This window comes from Pseudobdellovibrionaceae bacterium, from assembly GCA_020635075.1.
Taxonomy (GTDB): Bacteria; Bdellovibrionota; Bdellovibrionia; order Bdellovibrionales; family UBA1609; genus JADZEO01.
In genome coordinates, this window is sequence record JACKAM010000002.1 from 502,820 (window position 1) to 518,757 (window position 15,938).

The window sequence follows — 15,938 nt, forward strand, 5'->3', positions numbered from 1 at the left end:
CTTAGGCGGATTTCTCGGCGAAATAATCGCGGACGAACTTTGAGAAAGCCTGGTGGGCGCTGTTGGCAAAATCCCGCTTGTACTCATTCAGCCAAATCCAGTCCGAGAGCTGGTTCGTTCCCGGACGAATCACGTGAAAGTCTTCCTGCAGATCCAGCAACAAATACTCGGGGACCACTCCAATCGCCAAACGGGCACGAACAAACTCAAGGACCATTTCAGCAGTGGCACCATAGTAGCGAATCGGCAACTTGCGAATCTTTCGACCATAGTGGTGCTGGACCCAACGAGACATCAACAGATGGTTGGGGAAATAATCCGCCAAGGGTTGGCGCAAAATTTCCTCTAAATCAGGTGATTCCCCCAGCCAATTTTTCGGCGCAACCAAAACCAATCTCTCAGAATACAAAGGTGTGGAGTGAATAGCCTTAATTCCTCTAATTGGAAAAATGGAGAAGGCCATATCAATTTTCCGTTCAATTAACAGACGACTTAGACGGGATGGAGCCTCAAAAGTCCACTTTACCTGAACCTCGGGCGAATGGTGAAGAAACTCACTCATAGGAGCCATCAACTCGCGCTTGGCAAACTCCAGGTAGGCACCAATCCGAACCCGACCGGCAATCGGCGTGGAATCAGAGCCCAGTCGCTCCAGACATCCATGCAACTCTTCAGTAACGACGCGCAGAGAGGAATTGAGAGCTCGTGCCTTTTCTGTTGGTACCAGCTTGCGTCCAACGCGATGAAACAACCTGTAGCCAAGGTTTTCCTCCAGGGAAGTCACAGCCTGACTGATCGCCGAACGAGTGAGATGCATCTCTTCAGACGCTGCACGATATCCGCCATTACGCACAACTGAAGAGAAAACCATGAGTTTATTGAAGTCTATATTATTTAATCTCACTGAACAGTGCTTTTAGACCATTTAACTATTCTTATCAACCACATTCCCCTTACATTTCCACTTCACCATCAAAGGAGAAGTCATGACTGATACCGATATCCTTAAGCCTATCAAGGAAGTTATTGCCCAATATGCCGTCCTGAATCACCCCTTTTACCAGGATTGGAATAAAGGACTTCTTAATCGGCAAGTGCTTCAAGAGTATGCGATCGGCTACTACCCCCACGTAAAGGCCTTCCCCCAGTATATCAGTCGCCTCCATTCCTTTTGCCCAACTGAGCCGGGACGACGGATGCTACTAAGGAATCTTAACGATGAGGAGCTGGGCGATGAAAATCATCCAGAGCTGTGGCGTCGATTCGCCCGCAGTCTGGACGTGGGTGATTCAGATCTGGAGCGAGAACCTTCTCAAGCCTCCCGCGATCTGTATTCTCGGTTTTTTTCTCTCTGCAATGAGAGTTACGCCAAAGGACTTGGCGCCCTCTATGCCTATGAAAGTCAAGTTCCTGAAGTGGCAGAAGTCAAAATCGATGGCCTCGTGAATCACTACGGCGTTCGCGATGAAAATGGTTTGAGCTTTTTTCGCGTTCATCGTGAGGCCGACGTCCATCACCGGCGAGAGTTTGAGGAGGAAATGAGTCACCTTAAGCCAGAAGAACTCGAAGAGGCCCGAGATGGGGCTCGCGAGGGGGCAAAAGCAGTGTGGGACTTTCTCTCGTCTTTTAATTATCACTAAAAGGTGGCCTCTGGTGCAAACTCAGCTCCTCGTTCCACAAATAGAGTTTCCAGTTCGGGTCGGCTGCAATCAAGAAGAACGCAGTCGACCCCAGGCCGTCGAGTTTTCAATCCGCCTTGTTTTTGCTGAACCTCCACCGGGTTGTTGGACAGATGAGCTGGAGCACACCATTTGTTATGGCAAGATCACAGAAATCCTCGGGGAGGTCTGCCAAAGCCAGTCCTTTAAACTCATCGAGCACCTGGCCTGGAAGAGTTTTGCAGAACTGCGGCAAATTGCTCCCAGCCGGTCCAGGCTAAGCCTGGAGGTGAGAAAAGTCCGTCCCCCCATCCCCCAGATCAAGGGCCCCAGTTGTTTTGAGATCGAGGACCTGATTCCATGAAGATTTATTTGGGACTAGGATCAAACTACGGCAACCGGAGAGAAAACCTAAGCAAAGGCCTACAACTTCTTCGCGCCGGGGGACTCGTCATCGAAAAAGTCAGTCCTCCATTCCTCAACCCTCCGGTACTGCCAGAGGGCTGCCCGGAGGATTGGTACCGTCCGTTTTGGAATTTGGCCTGCGTGGGAACCTACGGTGGTGACCCCCTAGAGCTTCTTCAACTCACACAAAAAGTTGAACAACAGGTAGGACGCGGCCCCCACTTGCCTAATGAACCCCGCACTTTGGACATCGACATTTTGTTTTGGGGGCAACGGCAAGTTGAGCTTGGTCATCTGCGCATCCCTCACCCGGGAGCACTCTCTCGCTCCTTCACTCTAGCGCCCTTGTCTCTACTTGATCCTTCCTTTGTTCCCCCGGGACAAAGCCTTAGCCTGCTCGAACTCAATCGCGCCCACAGTGGATCGCTAAAGGCGATAATGGGAATTTTTAATCTCACTCCCGATTCCTTTTCTGACGGCGGAGCCTACAGGGATCAGGAAAAATTAAGGCAAGAGCTACTCCGCGCCATCGATTCTGGGGTTTCGGTGATCGATTTGGGCGGTGAATCCACTCGCCCTGGAGCCACACCATTAACTGCCGACCAAGAGTGGGTTCGCCTAGAACCCGCCCTGGCTCTCCTCAAGGAGGTTTGCTCCGGTCCCACTTGTCGCCCTTGGGTCAGCCTGGACACCCGCCACCCAGAAACTCTTCGCCGAGCTGGGGAGTATATTCTGGATCTAGCAAACGATGTGACTGGCCTCAGCTCTCGTGTCTACGTTGAGGAAATCCAAAGACTTGGTATTTCTGCAATTGCTATGCACAGCCTGTCCGTTCCAGCCGATCCAAAACGTCACCTGCCTCTTTCCAACCCAAGCTGGCAACAGATCCTCCTTTGGACTGAAGAAAAAATCCGCACCCTCGAAGACTGGGGATTAACAAAAGACCGAGTCTTTCTTGATCCTGGCATTGGCTTTGGCAAGACTGCCCTTCAATCTCTGGAATTGATTCGCCACCTAGACAGTCTTGAAAAATTCAATATGCCACTTTTACTGGGGCATTCGCGAAAGTCCTTTCTAAAACTTTTCACTGAGTCCCCTGCTGCCGAACGGGAGGCTGAGACTCTAGGGCTTTCCATGGCTATCAATGGAAAACCGGTTGAAATCCTTCGCGTCCACGACTATGAGAGTCACCTGAGAGCCCAGTTGGCCTACCATGCCGTGAACGGATGAGTCCCATGAAATACTCTGATGCACTGTCAAAATTATATTCACGCATCATTATGCCCAAGACTGCGCCTGGAATCGAAAAGGTTCAAAGGGGACTGGAACGACTGGCCCTCCCGCTGTCAAAGGCGGCTTCCCGCACTCTGGTTGTCGCTGGCACCAATGGCAAAGGCAGTGTGTGCCGCACTCTCGAACACTTTATGGCCAAGGCCGGCTTAAAAACCCATTTGTTTACCTCGCCCCACTTAGTACATGTGCAGGAGCGAATTCGCATTGGGGAAAAATGCATTTCCGAAGAGGATTTCACCACAGCCTTTTCCCATGTGGACCAACTCACTCAAGATTTGGACCTCAGCCACTTTGAAACTCTTGTCCTGGTCGCCGCATGGTTGTTTTACCAAGACCCACCAGGCCCTGAAGATTGGTTTATCTGGGAAGTTGGCCTGGGCGGAACCTGGGATGCCACCAATGCCATCCCCCATGAACACTCGGTGGTCACCGCCCTTGGCTTTGATCATCAAGATCTTTTGGGAAACACCATTACGGATATTGCCAAGAATAAATTTGGAATATTCAGCGCAAATCAGAACGTCTACTGCCTTAGCGATTATCCAAGCGATGTTCAGAGTTTGCTCAGTCAAAAAATTGAGAAGCTCTATCTCAACGTCCACTTGGCCCCTCCGTGGTCCTATCAGGCCAGCCCCGACTTCCCCCTCCCCATTGAAATTCTTCATTGCCAATGGGGGACGATCAAATTGCCTCAACCCGGTCGGCACTTTGCCGAGAACCTTAATCTCAGCCTGTGCATTCTTGATCATCTTGGCATTGATTTGACGTTTGGTATGAGGGCTCTTGAGCAGCTCTACTGGCCAGGAAGAATGGATATGCTCCAGCCCCTTGCCACCTCAGGCACCTTAATTTTAAGCGGTGATCACAATCCTCTAGGGGCGCAAATGCTTGGGAAAACTCTTTCCTCTGTGACCTATGACCGTGTTGCTTTGTTGGTGGGAATGGGGAAAGGCAAAGACAGGAAGGCCGTTTTACAGGAACTGGCCAACATTCCGAGAAGTCAGCTCACGCTCACGCACTCACCCTTCCAGGGATGTGAGGCTGGGGAATTCTCTCATTGGCTCAAAGATGGTTGCGAATACGTGAGAGACCCCTGGCAGGCTCTAACAACTTTATTGGACAAATGTGGGCCACGCGACTTGGTGGTCGTCACAGGCTCTTTGTATTTGGTGGGAAAAATCTATTCCCACGCCTTAAGGGCCAATTGGCTGCCCCTAAAAAAGCGTGGGTTCTTTATCTAATTAGTTCGCTTTACGAGCGCGACGTACCGTGCGCTTTTTTTCGCCGAGAAGAGTCTGGCGAAGAAGTTGTTCCTGATAACGCAGAATCAAATCAATTAATTCCTCTGGGTCCATTCCATAAAGCTTTACCAAAACAGCAAGAGCATTTAGCGGAGGAGAACAGAGGCCTCGCTCAAAATTGCTGACGAATTGAGGTGTTGTATAACCTAATTTTGTTGACACATCATGCTGTGTTAAACCAGCCGCGATTCGGCGTGCTTTTAGATAACTTCCCAAGGGCTTATGCATCGTTGATTTCAAATCCATTACGTTCTCCAGTTCCGTAAGCACGATCTTAACAAAATCAGTGCTTGCGGCCAACTATGTTTGATATTTCCCTACTACTTCTATAGGCTTGCAGACTCACGTTATGACGAGAGGCCAGGTTCATAGTCTGAAGCTCTCTTAATTGAGATGGCTGTTAAGGTTGTGTAAGTATACGGTCAGACCAGGCTCCAATTAATGCTATGCGCCAATGGGGGTTTACTTTGCCCTCGCAAGCGTCTGGTGGGAGGCAAACAAACCCAATAGGAGTAAGTGGAGATGAAATACATACTTGTTGGCACCAACAGACCAGGATCTCGATCCGCTCAAGTCGCAAAAATTGTTCAGGACATTCATCGTCAGCAAGGCGAAGAATACGAGATTTTGGATTTACACAAACTAGATCTGTCGACCTGTAATGGTAGTCAATATTCGGAAAATCAGCCGGACCAAATCAAGGATTGGGTGGGCAAGATTTCAGCATCAGAAGCCCTGGTGGTGATTTGCCCTGAGTACAATGGTTCTTATCCAGGTGTGCTTAAGTATTTCATGGATCATTGGAAGTTCCCTGAGTCCTACGAATACCGTCCCGTGTGTTTTGTTGGTCTGGGCGGACGATTTGGAGGGCTTCGCCCCGTCGAACACCTGCAGCAGGTGTTTGGCTATCGCAATGCCTTTATTTTCCCCGAAAGAGTTTTTCTGATCAATTGCTGGTCGATTATGAAAGATGGAACCATTACTGACACCTTGATCATGGAGCTTCTCACTCAGCAGGCAACCAACTTTAACAAGTTCATCAAAGGACTTGTATCGGTGGGCTTAGACGCCTTGTCTGTGCAGAAGACCAAGCAAAACTAGGTGTTCCATGAAATCCAATGGATCCCCTGGAAACGTTTTGCTCACTTACTTTGAGCCTTTTGGTGGCAGTGACTTCAATGCCTCATCCATTGTCAAAGAGTTACAGATCCCTGGTTCAGAGGGATCCTTGAAAACTCTAGAGTTACCCGTGAGCTACTCACAATGCTGGCCGAGTCTTTCCGAACATCTTGAGATCAATTCCCTCCCACAACTCATATTGGCTTTCGGCGAAGCCGGTGATCGCCAGGATATTTCGGTGGAAAGGGTTGCTGTCAATTGGATGGAGGGCACTCTGCCGGATAACGACGGCAGCCAAATCAATGGTAAGATGATCTCCGCAGGTGGGCCGGATGGGATCTTTGCCGATCTGCCCATCTCCACCCTTGTGCGAAATCTTGAAGGCCAAACGCCGATCAGCATCCGCGTCTCTAATACGGCGGGAACTTATGTCTGCAACAGCCTTCTCTACCATCTTCTCTCCTGGACCAAAAATCATGCCTGCACGGGAGGCTTCGTCCATGTCCCCGCTCTTCGCCCATCGTCCCCAGACTTTTCCCCAGCATGGAGCAATCTCAAGATATCATTGGAACTTCTCCTGACTAAGATCGTCAGCGAAGGATGCAAGTAAAGCCAATGACATGGCTCGCTGTCGGCCAGGAAAACCCGTGTTTTTCTTCGATAACCACCCAGATGGGTAGTTGGCACTTGAATCCGCTTTGCCCCCCTGATAGCCCTAACTTCTAGCTCATTGGCTGTGTCAGTCAAAAAAGGCCGTTTACAAACGGGAGGGATGTGTATGCTGGTTTTGGGACTTGATTTGGAAACGACGGGTTTAAACCCTGAGTCCGATGAAATCATTGAAGTTGGTGCCGTGGTTTGGGACACGAACAGAGGCACCCCAGTTAAGATTTACAGCGAGCTGGTCCAGTCTCAGACGCCTGTGACTGAGGAAATCACCCGCATTACGGGCATTAAGAATGAAGACCTCCGAGCCTGGGGAGTCAGTCCTCAGGAAGCTTTTTTGAATCTCGAAGCTCTCGCGCAAAAATGCGAGTACATTGTGGCCCATAACGGTTTGGAATTCGACAAGCTGTTTATTGACCGCTATCTCGCGACAATGCCGGACATTCAACTGGATCTGCCTTGGATCGACACCATGACGGATTTACCCTACCCAGAGGAGCTAAAAACCCGTAAACTTTCCTATGTGGCTGCAGAGCATGGTTTTTTGAATCCCTTTGCCCATCGGTCACTGTTTGATGTTTTAACCATGATGAAAGTGTTTTCCTCCTATCCTCTTCCCGATGTTATCGAATTTGCCAAATCACCAATGGTACGGATTGTGGCGCAGGTTTCCTTCGCGGAAAAGGACAAGGCCAAGAACCTGGGGTTCCGCTGGGATCCCAATCGAAAAGAGTGGTTTCACGGCCTAAGGGAGGCTCAGATGAAAAGGGCTGAATTCCCTTTTCCTGTTACTTGTGAAACTCTATGAGTCTTGAAATCGACTGGGGATACATTCGGACTTACACTTCTGACATGAAACTCATGGGGGCCAACTTTGGTGCCCGTATGACCATCATCAAGATGAACAGCGGTGATCTGTTTATTCACAGTCCAATCCCGTTGACTGCGGCTATACGCCAGGAAATCGATGATTTTGGCCGGGTTGGTATCGTCGTAGCTCCCAATGACTTTCATCATCTCTACGTAAAAGATTACATGGCCTCTTACCTGGAGGCAGAGTTTTTAGGTTCCCCGGGCCTGCGAACAAAGCGGCCAGACCTGAAATTTTCCCGTTACTTCAGTGATGAATTTGTCCCAGCCTGGAAAAGTGAAATCGACTTTGTGGTTTTCAGAGGCTCTAAGACTTTTCATGAAGTTGTCTTTTATCACCCAACAACCAAAACCCTAATTCTGACGGACTTGGCCATGAACCTCAAGGGACGACACGGCTTGGTTGATTCCCTGGTCTTCTCCTTGGCTGGAGTTAACAACAAGTTTACCTCGTCGAGAATTCTTAAGTCGGTCACTAAAAACCGCGTCCTTGCCCGAGAAGCAGTTCGCAAGATGCTTCAGTGGCCCTTTGAAAAAGTGATTGTCGCCCATGGAGAATTGATCACTGGCGACGCTCGCAACCAGATTCGTCAGGCCTTTGCCTGGCTAGCATAGGGGAACACGATGACTAAAGTGGTTGCCGGAATTATTTGGAACGACGACGGTCAAATTTTGATTGGCAAACGCGGGCCCCAACAGGGACACCTGGCAGGCAAATGGGAGTTTCCGGGCGGAAAGGTCGAGTCCGGCGAAACTCCGGAACAGGCCCTTTCCCGGGAAATCACCGAAGAGATAGGTATTGCCATCAACGAATTGGCGGCATTCGAGGAATTGACTTGGGCCTATTCGGGGCATCCGATTCATCTCATTGCCTTATCGGCAAAGTGGGCCGGGGGAGAACCTCAGGCTCTGGAGCACGATGAGCTTGTTTGGGTCCTACCTGAGCTCTTATCTCTTTACGATTTTGCCCCTGCGGATTGGGGTCTGGTCTTTTCCCTAGATCCCCACTATCAAATCACGGCTCAGGAAAAAAGTTCTCCATCGCCTGAACCGCATTCATAAGAGACTTTCTCTGGGCTTCAAATTCAGGAAGTGGCTCCGGATCTGTTTCTGAACCGGGCTTCACCTTTTCCCGTTTGGGGAACTGCTGGGCAATTGGATCCCAGTCGGCAATCACCAGATAGCCAGCCCGGCCACTCACTGGTTTCGATTCAAACACAACTTCTTCCTCGTCTTTGATGTAAAACCTGTAGGTGATCTCTTCCTGATGCTTCAAGTAAATCGAGCCAAAAAACAAGCCCTTTTCATTTCCATGTAAGGGTACGATTTGATCGTGACCTTCCCGGTTCGTGACTTTGGCAAAAACCTTTTCATCCTCATAGGGGAGCACCCCAGACAACTCAAACTGGGTGCGAATTCCGTCGCCGGAAAACTTGGTCGAGTCCACAAATAATGGATTGCTTCCTCTCACTGCCAAATCTCCTCGGCCAGAGCTTCATAGGCCTTGGAGGCCTTGGATCTGGGCTGATGTTTTGTCACTGGCAGATGAAGGTGATGAGCCTCTTCAACTGCGATGTTATCTGGAATATAGTTGGTGAAAATCTTCAATCCATATCGGCTACGAATTTCATCTATAACTTCCTTGATGATCTTGCGATTGCGGAAGCGGGTGATAACCACCCCTTTGACATCCACCCGATATCCCAGTCCGCCACGGATATTTTTGAGCGTGTCCAAAATCAGCTCAATTCCCTTTAGCGAAAAATATTCGGGACAAATGGGAATAATGATGTCCTGAGATGCCAAGAGAGCGTTCACCGTCAGCAAACCCAATGAGGGAGAACAATCGATCAAGATCGCATCATAGCGGCCTCGAATAGTTTCCAATTTTCGCTTCAAAATGGACTCTCGCCCAAAATGAGCGGCCATTTGAATATCGACACCGCTTAACAGGATATCTGATGGGATAACGTCGATACCAAAGTGCATGGAGTGGACAATCGCCTGCTCTGGCTGAATGTTGTTAATCAGCACGTCATAGATGGTATTTTCAAATTCCCTGTCCCCAAAAATTGCCTTAGTTGCTGATGACTGGGGATCCAGGTCGATGAGCAAAACCCTGCGGCCCTTCTCGGCCCATGAGGCCGCTACATTAAGTGAAGTTGTGGTTTTGGCCACCCCTCCCTTTTGGTTGATCACCGATGTCACGTTCATACTGATCTCCTAGTTTGGACTCAACCAAATGCAATTTGCGCTGGCAAATTATTCTAGCAAACCCCTGGCCTAAAGGCGAAGTCGATTTAGGGCAAAGAGGTCCAGCTCTTGTATTATGTTACAAAATCGATCGGTAAAGGAAGAAAAATCCATATTGGGCTAGGGCCCCATTTGCATTAATATAGACCTGCCTCCAATAATTCATCTGTAACATTCCGTGGAGATGGAAGAATGAAAACCTTTTTGAAATCTGTTTTAGCCTGCGCGATCGGAACCGTCTTTGGCTTTGCCCTATTGGTCTTTTTTGGAATGATATTTTTGATCGCCACCGCCAGCCTTTCATCTTCCAAAATGGGGGAAGCCAGCATCAAGGACAACTCGATTTTGTTTCTTCCCCTGCAAGGCCAGGTGGTTGAACGTAAGGGCACTTCTTTTATCGACTGGGAAGAAGACTCTCCCTTTTTCAGTGGCCCCCGTCACATCGGACTGTTTGAGCTATTGGAGTCTTTACGTAAAGCCAAGACTGACGAAAAGATTCGCGGCATCTACATCAAACTTGGTGGCCTTCGGTGTGGCTGGGCATCGGCCGAAGCCATCCATCGGGCGCTGTTGGACTTTAAATCTTCCGGAAAATACATTCAGGCCTACGGAGAATATTTTGATGAAAAAAGTTACCTCATTGCCTCGGCGGCCGACAAGATCTTTATTTATCCAGAAGGCGCTTTTGAGTTTAACGGCATAGCTGCTGTCCCTCTATTTGCCAAAGGAACTCTGGAAAAGTTGGGTATTCAAACCCAGATTTTCCGCGTGGGAGAGTTTAAGTCCGCCGTCGAAATGTTCACCCAAGAGAAAATGAGTCCGGAAAACCGCCAACAAACGAGAGAGCTAGTCAATGATCTGTGGAACCACTTTGTTCAGATCATTGCTGAACGCCGACAGATTGAACCCCAGGTGTTGAATGATCTGGCCTCTGATCTGGATGTCCTTCGCGCTCACCAGGCCCTCGAACATAAGTTGGCCGATGAGCCAGCCTCTGAAGAGCAGGTTCTCGAACTGCTGCGAACTCTCTCGGGAACTGAGAAGGACAAGAAACTACCCTTAGTGAGTTTTTCCCGCTACTACCGCAGTACCAGTCAAGGATTTGCTCTCGGCAAACCAAATCGCATTGCCGTTATTTTTGCCTCGGGTGAAATCATTTCCGGCCGCAGCTCAGACGACTATGTGGGCTCTGAGGATTTGCTCACGGCGATGAGGCAGATTTCCCGGGACAAAGAGATTAAAGGCTTAGTCATTCGTGTAAACAGCCCTGGGGGCAGCGCTCTGGCTTCAGATGTCATTTGGCGGCAAACCCTAGAGATTAAGAAAACCAAACCGGTCATTGCCTCCTTTGGCGACATTGCCGCTTCTGGGGGGTACTATCTGGCCGCCGGAGCTGATCATATTTTTGCTGAGGCCAATACTCTAACCGGTTCCATCGGCGTCTTTGGCGTTTACTTCACAACTCAAGATTTCTTTGACAAAAAGCTGGGGGTTACCTTTGATCGTGTTCTCACCCACCCCTACGCCGACGTGGGAGACGGCAGCCGCCCCATGACCACTTTTGAACGCAAGCGCATTCAATCACAAGTGGAGCAGACGTATCAGCAATTTCTGCGTGTTGTGAAGCAAGGGCGCAATTATCAGTCGGAAGAGGAAGTGGACAATGTCGCTCGCGGAAGAGTGTGGTCGGGCCTTCAAGCTCTGCAGCAGGGACTTGTTGACGACCAAGGCGGCCTAAGCGAAGCCCTCAAAAAGGCAGCTGAGGTCGCAAATCTTGGTGACAGCTGGGATGTGGAGGTCTTTCCCCGCGAGAAGTCACCCTTTGAACAGCTGATGATGGCCTTTGGCGACATGGCATGGGTTCAAAACCTGCTTCAGTCAGAGCATCCCTTTCAAGATATTGTGGACCTGTGGAATCGCATGAGAGTCTGGCAAAAAGGGGGAGGAGTCCTGGCCTTAAATCCAGACCAAATCGAGATTAGATAACAGAGGCGCCTGGACTTTGGTGCTGCTTCATACACAATCTCAACCCCTTGTCTTCACCCTATCAACTCATTAGTGCTTGTCCCCACCCGTCAAGGGGGCTAGCCTTAACACGTAACCTACAACACAAGAGAGAGCAGCAATGAAAGTTTTGAGTTTACTTTGTCTATCCTTTCTTTTTGTTTGGCCCGCCCTTGCCCAGGAAGTCAAAGTCCTGAAGGTCAAAGGCAACAAGGCAGTAATCAAGATCCCGAAAGACATGGAAATCAGCAAGGGACAAACCCTGATGATTGGCGGCGGCGATGAGGGGGATGAAGAAGGCGGCGGGAGCACCATGGCCAAGGGCTCTGGATCGAGAAATACTGCTCTGGCCATGTCTTTTTCCATGACCAGCCTATCATTTGAAAGAACGACCTCCGCAGGAGGAAAATCTACTGGAGATAGCAACACTATTTCTCTTGCCGTCTCTTACGGCTGGAACAAGGGCTGGGCCGAGTACGGACCGGTTTTTATCTACCAGTCATCTGATAACGGCTCATCGAAGTCGACAGAGTTCGATCTCGGAGGATATTTCGAGTACAACTTCAAAACCAACAAGCCTGGTGAGTGGATGATACCGGCGGCTGGAATTCAGGTGGCCTGGGCCCAGTTGAGCCAGGAAACCACTGGCTCGTCAGCCGATGGCAACGGCCCTCTTATTGACATTTACTTTTCCTGTAAGCTTTTTCCCTGGTCTGATAATTTCGCTATTTCACCGACTTTGGGTTACCGCATGGTTACCTATGACTTCAGCGAATATAAGGACAGCTATAGCGGCCTAGTATTAGCCGCCAGCATTATGGGCTACTTTTGATTATTTGCGTCCTCAAGAGTTAGTAACAGCAAGATCTTCTTTTTTCGACAAAGGGCCTCATGCAGAGGCCCTCACTTTATTGTGGCGAAGCTCCTGCAGAGCGGCCTCTGTGTTCAAAAGTATTTCCAGTCGACTTTCCAACTGATCCATCAAATCATCGAATGATCCAATTGGTGCCGCCTGAGCGCCACTTCCACCGCTGTCGATCATATTTTTAAGATTCTCGATGATTTCAGAAGGTAAGTGAGCTTCGGTGATCAACCTAAAATTGGAATAGACCTCACGAAGCTGCTTGGTGATGCAACGAATCTCCTCACGCGCCCGGCTGATTTCATGTTCAATCAACAGTTGATCAATGGCTCCCATCAAAACATCAGTACGAATGGGCTTTTCAAAAACTTTGAAGACTCCGATGTTAACAGCCTGGATAACACTCTCTTTGTCCAAGTTTCCCGACAACAAGATGGAGGGGAAATCCATGCCCCGCTCGATCGCCTGAGAGATCATCTCCGTCCCCGTAATTCCCGGCATCATAAAGTCCGAAATCAACAGATCTGGATGAATTGAGTTCGGATCGTCAATATAGGAGAGAAAAGCCTTAGGGCTTTCAAAGCCTCTGGTGTTGTAAGATTCCGACAACAGACTTGAGAAGGTCTCAAGCAACATGGGCTCATCATCTACAATAAATATGAGGGGCTTTTTCCTTGGAATTTTCATCGTCATTTCGTCAATCATAACCAATCTCCACTTACATCCTACGTTTAACTGACCACTACAAAGAGTTTAGCAAGACCGAGGCTCAGTTCGCGATTGGTCAGAATGAGACAACTTTGTCTCAATACGAATATCCTGAGAATTTACACCCACTTCCCCAACCTTGATGCGAGTCAATGTTAAGAACCTTTAATAAACCAATCTACTTTTTGGAATCTAAGCTTAGAATTTTCTTAAGATTTTGGAGAAATCCACACAAATGTGTTCGCTTTTGGAGCTGTCATAACGCACTACTGACCGGGCTGACAGGTCTTGTCCTTCTGCTCTTTTGCCAGGTTGTAGACCTGATCCAAGCGGCTCTCTTTGATCACCGTATTGTTCCAAAAGGCCTCAACTGCAATACGAAGAGCTCCACAGGACATATCCTCGATTTCATCGCGAGCAGCTCCAGACAGGGGGCCCTCAGGATTGGTTGATAACAGGGAGAGCAGAAGAAAGTCTTTCGAATCTACATCGATTCCATCCATGTTCTCCTCAATATCTGCCCAGACCGCATCCGCCAATGTTTGGTCGCTCTCCTTAGCTAAGGCCATACCAAATTTCAGGCTGATTTCCTGAGCCAGCTGATCAATCTTCCACTCCCCAAAAGAATCCAGAGCAAAGGACTTCTCACGCTCAAATAGATAGATCTCAAAGCTGATTACATCGTAAGCCATTTTACGAATCTCCGGATCTGGATCACTCAAGAACCGCAGCCAATCCCGAAACGGCTCGGCCTCATAGTAGATCGATCGTAGTCTCGCCAGCTCATAGCCCATTAGTTTTTTGCGCTCATCTGGCCTCAGGCCATCTTGTGAACTACGGTAAAGATCAAGGCCTCTTTCATAAAGCCAATAAGCTCTCTCGACTCTAGAAAATCCTGCCAACCCTTCAACCCGCTCTCTCGCCAGTCGCACAACTGGAGATCCAGGAGAAAATCGAGACGCGAAGTTGTAGCCCCTAACTCCTTTTATCTCTTCGCCCAGGCCGAATTCTTTGTCCAACCCGGCTGCAAAAATCATGTTGGAAGTTCCTAAAGACTCATCAAGAACTCTCTCGGCCAGCTCCTGACTCGTCATCTCGGGATCGACCAATTCAAAGAATCGGGAATTGATATCGTAACCCAAAGATCTGTAGGCCTCAGCGAGGACAGCCCGAGCAGGTCCCGTGTGATCCAACAAAAAGGAGCGACGGAGTGACTTAAAACCCTCTACCACCTGGCCACAATCCTGGTGTCCAATCAACGACATGGCCTTCGCGAATTCGCTCTGCGACTCACGGCTTAAATCAACTTTCCGCAATGCTCTACGCATATCAACCTGAGTGGCGAGCGGGCTGACTGCCCTAACTTCTTCAGCCAGTCGAAGCATTTTGTAAGCATTGACAAGTCCAAACCCGTTGTTAGACATGAAATCCCTATTAGATGGCAGCGGGATCGACGACTCTCTCAGGAGCTCCTCGGTCTGATCATAGGTGACTTCCGGAAGAAGGCTGGCCACGTTCATAAGACTCCCAGAGACCAGTGGGGCAGCCCCACTAGTGCCGCTAAAGAGTTCGGGCTTTTCGTCGTGGACAGTGGTATAGACAAAAAAATCTGAGGGCCCAAGAACAGTGACCTTTTTCCCCTGCATGGAGAAATCGCTGACTAAACCATCTGGAGCCATGGAACCGACCACCACCGCCCTTAGGGAATTTACGGCAAATCCCAGTTTGCGAGGATAGTCATTACCCGAAGCCACAACGAGAATTCGCCCCTGATCAGCAAACTGACTTAGATTTTTCAGGGGCGCTTCATGGGCATCGATTAGCACCGACATATTGATGATTTTGGCCCGCGATAATGAAAATAGCTGAACCGTCTTCTTAAAGTCCTGGTCCCCTCCCCGGCCGGCAACGGCGGCAATTTCGCCATCAAGTGCCGAACCATAGCGAGGATGAAGGATTAGATTGGTAACAAGATTGGCGTGGTCCTCATTGAAAAGCCAATTTGACGGACCCCATGGATTGTTAGTCCCCTCAGCGGTTATACGCAGAACTGCATCAGCCGGAACTTTGTGCTTGAGGTTTTTCGGAATGTAACCTGAGTCGATGACCCCCACGCCAACAAGTTTTCGATCCGCAATTTGTGCCAATCGCTCTTTGGCCAAGTCAGCACCAATATACTCCTGGGCCCACAAAGGTGTTAGTTTTCCCGCCGCGATGACAGGTTCTGACCCCTTGTCGACCACAGGACACTCAGCAATGCGATTGCCCTGAGGTAAAACCTGAGGTTTCGCACGCCGATTCGCCGTACAGCCGATCACACTCACAGCTAAAATTATAGGAATAACAAGGCTCCCGCGCGCCATGGACTTCCGACCTGTCTGCGTGAAATGTTACCGGAAAAGAATTAATTACAAATCCTCGTCCGTCAGAAGCCGCACAAGTCAGCTCCCACATCATACGTTATAGGTCTTCAGACTCAGCAAGAGGGGTGCCAATGCTGCCTTCACTAGGCAGCCATCATGGTCCCGCAACCGAACACGTCGAGGAATTCTTCAAAGCTGCTCTCGCACTCCAACAATGCAAAAAGAAGATTGTTGTTGGCTCGGTCCTCACGGATCCCTAGGTGCCCAAACAACATCTCCTTATTGATGAGGAATAACGAATCTTCAACGTCCTGGTTGTCGTTCTCCATCCGATCCCTATGAATTTTGCCGAGGTTGAAATATATCATCCTCAATTCACTCGTTCCCATGCCCTCATTATACTGACCAAAGGCCTGTCAGTAGAGCGATAAATGCT

18 protein-coding genes are annotated in these 15,938 nt (G+C 49.3%); 11 read left to right on the forward strand and 7 right to left on the reverse strand.

From position 1 onward, the window contains the following. Window position 1: 1 nt before the first annotated feature. A complete protein-coding gene (locus H6624_12025; protein MCB9085069.1) occupies window positions 2-904 on the reverse strand; it encodes a LysR family transcriptional regulator in 903 nt (300 codons plus the stop codon). A gap of 82 nt (window positions 905-986) precedes the next feature. Between H6624_12025 and H6624_12030 the strand changes: the two genes are divergently transcribed. The 4 genes from H6624_12030 to H6624_12045 are packed head-to-tail and all read left to right on the forward strand — an operon-like array spanning window position 987 to window position 4,597. Continuing rightward, window positions 987-1,640, forward strand: coding sequence for a CADD family putative folate metabolism protein (locus H6624_12030; GenBank protein MCB9085070.1), 654 nt, complete (start codon window positions 987-989; stop codon window positions 1,638-1,640). Window positions 1,641-1,653: 13 nt separating this feature from the next. Then, a complete protein-coding gene (locus tag H6624_12035; GenBank protein MCB9085071.1) occupies window positions 1,654-2,022 on the forward strand; it encodes a dihydroneopterin aldolase in 369 nt (122 codons plus the stop codon). After that, the gene (gene folP, locus H6624_12040) at window positions 2,019-3,293 is read left to right on the forward strand and encodes a dihydropteroate synthase (GenBank protein MCB9085072.1); all 1,275 of its coding nucleotides are present in this window, start codon (window positions 2,019-2,021) and stop codon (window positions 3,291-3,293) included. Before H6624_12035 ends, folP begins: the two co-directional genes overlap by 4 nt. 5 nt (window positions 3,294-3,298) lie before the next feature. After that, the gene (locus tag H6624_12045) at window positions 3,299-4,597 is read left to right on the forward strand and encodes a hypothetical protein (protein ID MCB9085073.1); all 1,299 of its coding nucleotides are present in this window, start codon (window positions 3,299-3,301) and stop codon (window positions 4,595-4,597) included. Here the strand turns inward: H6624_12045 and H6624_12050 are convergent, their stop codons facing one another. Further along, window positions 4,598-4,903 carry a helix-turn-helix transcriptional regulator gene (locus H6624_12050; GenBank protein MCB9085074.1) on the reverse strand — a complete coding sequence of 102 codons (306 nt, stop codon included), beginning with the start codon at window positions 4,901-4,903 and terminating at the stop codon, window positions 4,598-4,600. It abuts the gene before it with no gap. A gap of 276 nt (window positions 4,904-5,179) precedes the next feature. Between H6624_12050 and H6624_12055 the strand changes: the two genes are divergently transcribed. The 5 genes from H6624_12055 to mutT all read left to right on the forward strand — a co-directional run bounded on the left by H6624_12055 (window position 5,180) and on the right by mutT (window position 8,374). After that, a complete protein-coding gene (locus H6624_12055; GenBank protein ID MCB9085075.1) occupies window positions 5,180-5,758 on the forward strand; it encodes an NAD(P)H-dependent oxidoreductase in 579 nt (192 codons plus the stop codon). 7 nt (window positions 5,759-5,765) lie between these two features. Then, window positions 5,766-6,386, forward strand: a complete 621-nt coding sequence (locus H6624_12060) for a pyroglutamyl-peptidase I (protein MCB9085076.1) — start codon at window positions 5,766-5,768, stop codon at window positions 6,384-6,386. A gap of 168 nt (window positions 6,387-6,554) precedes the next feature. Continuing rightward, window positions 6,555-7,250: a 3'-5' exonuclease gene (locus H6624_12065; protein ID MCB9085077.1), complete on the forward strand. Its 696-nt coding sequence runs from the start codon at window positions 6,555-6,557 to the stop codon at window positions 7,248-7,250. Further along, window positions 7,247-7,927 (forward strand): DUF4336 domain-containing protein, encoded by a 681-nt coding sequence (locus H6624_12070; GenBank protein MCB9085078.1) that lies wholly within the window; start codon window positions 7,247-7,249, stop codon window positions 7,925-7,927. Before H6624_12065 ends, H6624_12070 begins: the two co-directional genes overlap by 4 nt. A 9-nt stretch (window positions 7,928-7,936) precedes the next feature. Continuing rightward, entirely contained in the window at window positions 7,937-8,374 is a 438-nt protein-coding gene (mutT, locus tag H6624_12075; protein MCB9085079.1) for an 8-oxo-dGTP diphosphatase MutT, read from the forward strand. Here the strand turns inward: mutT and H6624_12080 are convergent. Both H6624_12080 and H6624_12085 read right to left on the reverse strand, forming a co-directional pair. Continuing rightward, complete coding sequence (locus H6624_12080) at window positions 8,328-8,783, reverse strand: hypothetical protein (GenBank protein MCB9085080.1); 456 nt, start codon at window positions 8,781-8,783, stop codon at window positions 8,328-8,330. The genes mutT and H6624_12080 overlap by 47 nt on opposite strands. Continuing rightward, entirely contained in the window at window positions 8,780-9,526 is a 747-nt protein-coding gene (locus H6624_12085; protein ID MCB9085081.1) for a ParA family protein, read from the reverse strand. The genes H6624_12080 and H6624_12085 overlap by 4 nt, the downstream gene beginning before the upstream one ends. A 231-nt stretch (window positions 9,527-9,757) precedes the next feature. On the opposite strand from H6624_12085, the gene sppA reads away from it, so the two are divergent. Together sppA and H6624_12095 are read left to right on the forward strand one after the other, a co-directional pair. After that, window positions 9,758-11,551, forward strand: coding sequence for a signal peptide peptidase SppA (sppA, locus tag H6624_12090; GenBank protein MCB9085082.1), 1,794 nt, complete (start codon window positions 9,758-9,760; stop codon window positions 11,549-11,551). A gap of 139 nt (window positions 11,552-11,690) precedes the next feature. Continuing rightward, window positions 11,691-12,401, forward strand: coding sequence for a hypothetical protein (locus H6624_12095; GenBank protein MCB9085083.1), 711 nt, complete (start codon window positions 11,691-11,693; stop codon window positions 12,399-12,401). A 57-nt stretch (window positions 12,402-12,458) separates the two neighbouring features. Here H6624_12095 and H6624_12100 read toward each other — a convergent pair whose 3' ends face one another. The 3 genes from H6624_12100 to H6624_12110 all read right to left on the reverse strand — a co-directional run bounded on the left by H6624_12100 (window position 12,459) and on the right by H6624_12110 (window position 15,870). After that, entirely contained in the window at window positions 12,459-13,136 is a 678-nt protein-coding gene (locus H6624_12100) for a response regulator (GenBank protein MCB9085084.1), read from the reverse strand. A gap of 269 nt (window positions 13,137-13,405) precedes the next feature. Next, a complete protein-coding gene (locus H6624_12105) occupies window positions 13,406-15,502 on the reverse strand; it encodes a S8/S53 family peptidase (protein ID MCB9085085.1) in 2,097 nt (698 codons plus the stop codon). Between the two features lie 143 nt (window positions 15,503-15,645). Beyond that, window positions 15,646-15,870 (reverse strand): hypothetical protein, encoded by a 225-nt coding sequence (locus H6624_12110; GenBank protein ID MCB9085086.1) that lies wholly within the window; start codon window positions 15,868-15,870, stop codon window positions 15,646-15,648. Between the last annotated feature and the right edge of the window lie 68 nt (window positions 15,871-15,938).

Coding starts and splice junctions, on each gene's coding strand:
- H6624_12060 (MCB9085076.1), top strand. CDS start 5,766: ATGAAATCCAATGGATCCCCTGGAAACGTTTTGCTCACTTACTTTGAG.
- sppA (MCB9085082.1), top strand. CDS start 9,758: ATGAAAACCTTTTTGAAATCTGTTTTAGCCTGCGCGATCGGAACCGTC.
- H6624_12070 (MCB9085078.1), top strand. CDS start 7,247: ATGAGTCTTGAAATCGACTGGGGATACATTCGGACTTACACTTCTGAC.
- H6624_12105 (MCB9085085.1), bottom strand. CDS start 15,502: ATGGCGCGCGGGAGCCTTGTTATTCCTATAATTTTAGCTGTGAGTGTG.
- H6624_12050 (MCB9085074.1), bottom strand. CDS start 4,903: ATGGATTTGAAATCAACGATGCATAAGCCCTTGGGAAGTTATCTAAAA.
- H6624_12100 (MCB9085084.1), bottom strand. CDS start 13,136: ATGATTGACGAAATGACGATGAAAATTCCAAGGAAAAAGCCCCTCATA.
- H6624_12065 (MCB9085077.1), top strand. CDS start 6,555: ATGCTGGTTTTGGGACTTGATTTGGAAACGACGGGTTTAAACCCTGAG.
- H6624_12085 (MCB9085081.1), bottom strand. CDS start 9,526: ATGAACGTGACATCGGTGATCAACCAAAAGGGAGGGGTGGCCAAAACC.
- H6624_12045 (MCB9085073.1), top strand. CDS start 3,299: ATGAAATACTCTGATGCACTGTCAAAATTATATTCACGCATCATTATG.
- H6624_12110 (MCB9085086.1), bottom strand. CDS start 15,870: ATGATATATTTCAACCTCGGCAAAATTCATAGGGATCGGATGGAGAAC.
- mutT (MCB9085079.1), top strand. CDS start 7,937: ATGACTAAAGTGGTTGCCGGAATTATTTGGAACGACGACGGTCAAATT.
- H6624_12030 (MCB9085070.1), top strand. CDS start 987: ATGACTGATACCGATATCCTTAAGCCTATCAAGGAAGTTATTGCCCAA.
- folP (MCB9085072.1), top strand. CDS start 2,019: ATGAAGATTTATTTGGGACTAGGATCAAACTACGGCAACCGGAGAGAA.
- H6624_12055 (MCB9085075.1), top strand. CDS start 5,180: ATGAAATACATACTTGTTGGCACCAACAGACCAGGATCTCGATCCGCT.
- H6624_12095 (MCB9085083.1), top strand. CDS start 11,691: ATGAAAGTTTTGAGTTTACTTTGTCTATCCTTTCTTTTTGTTTGGCCC.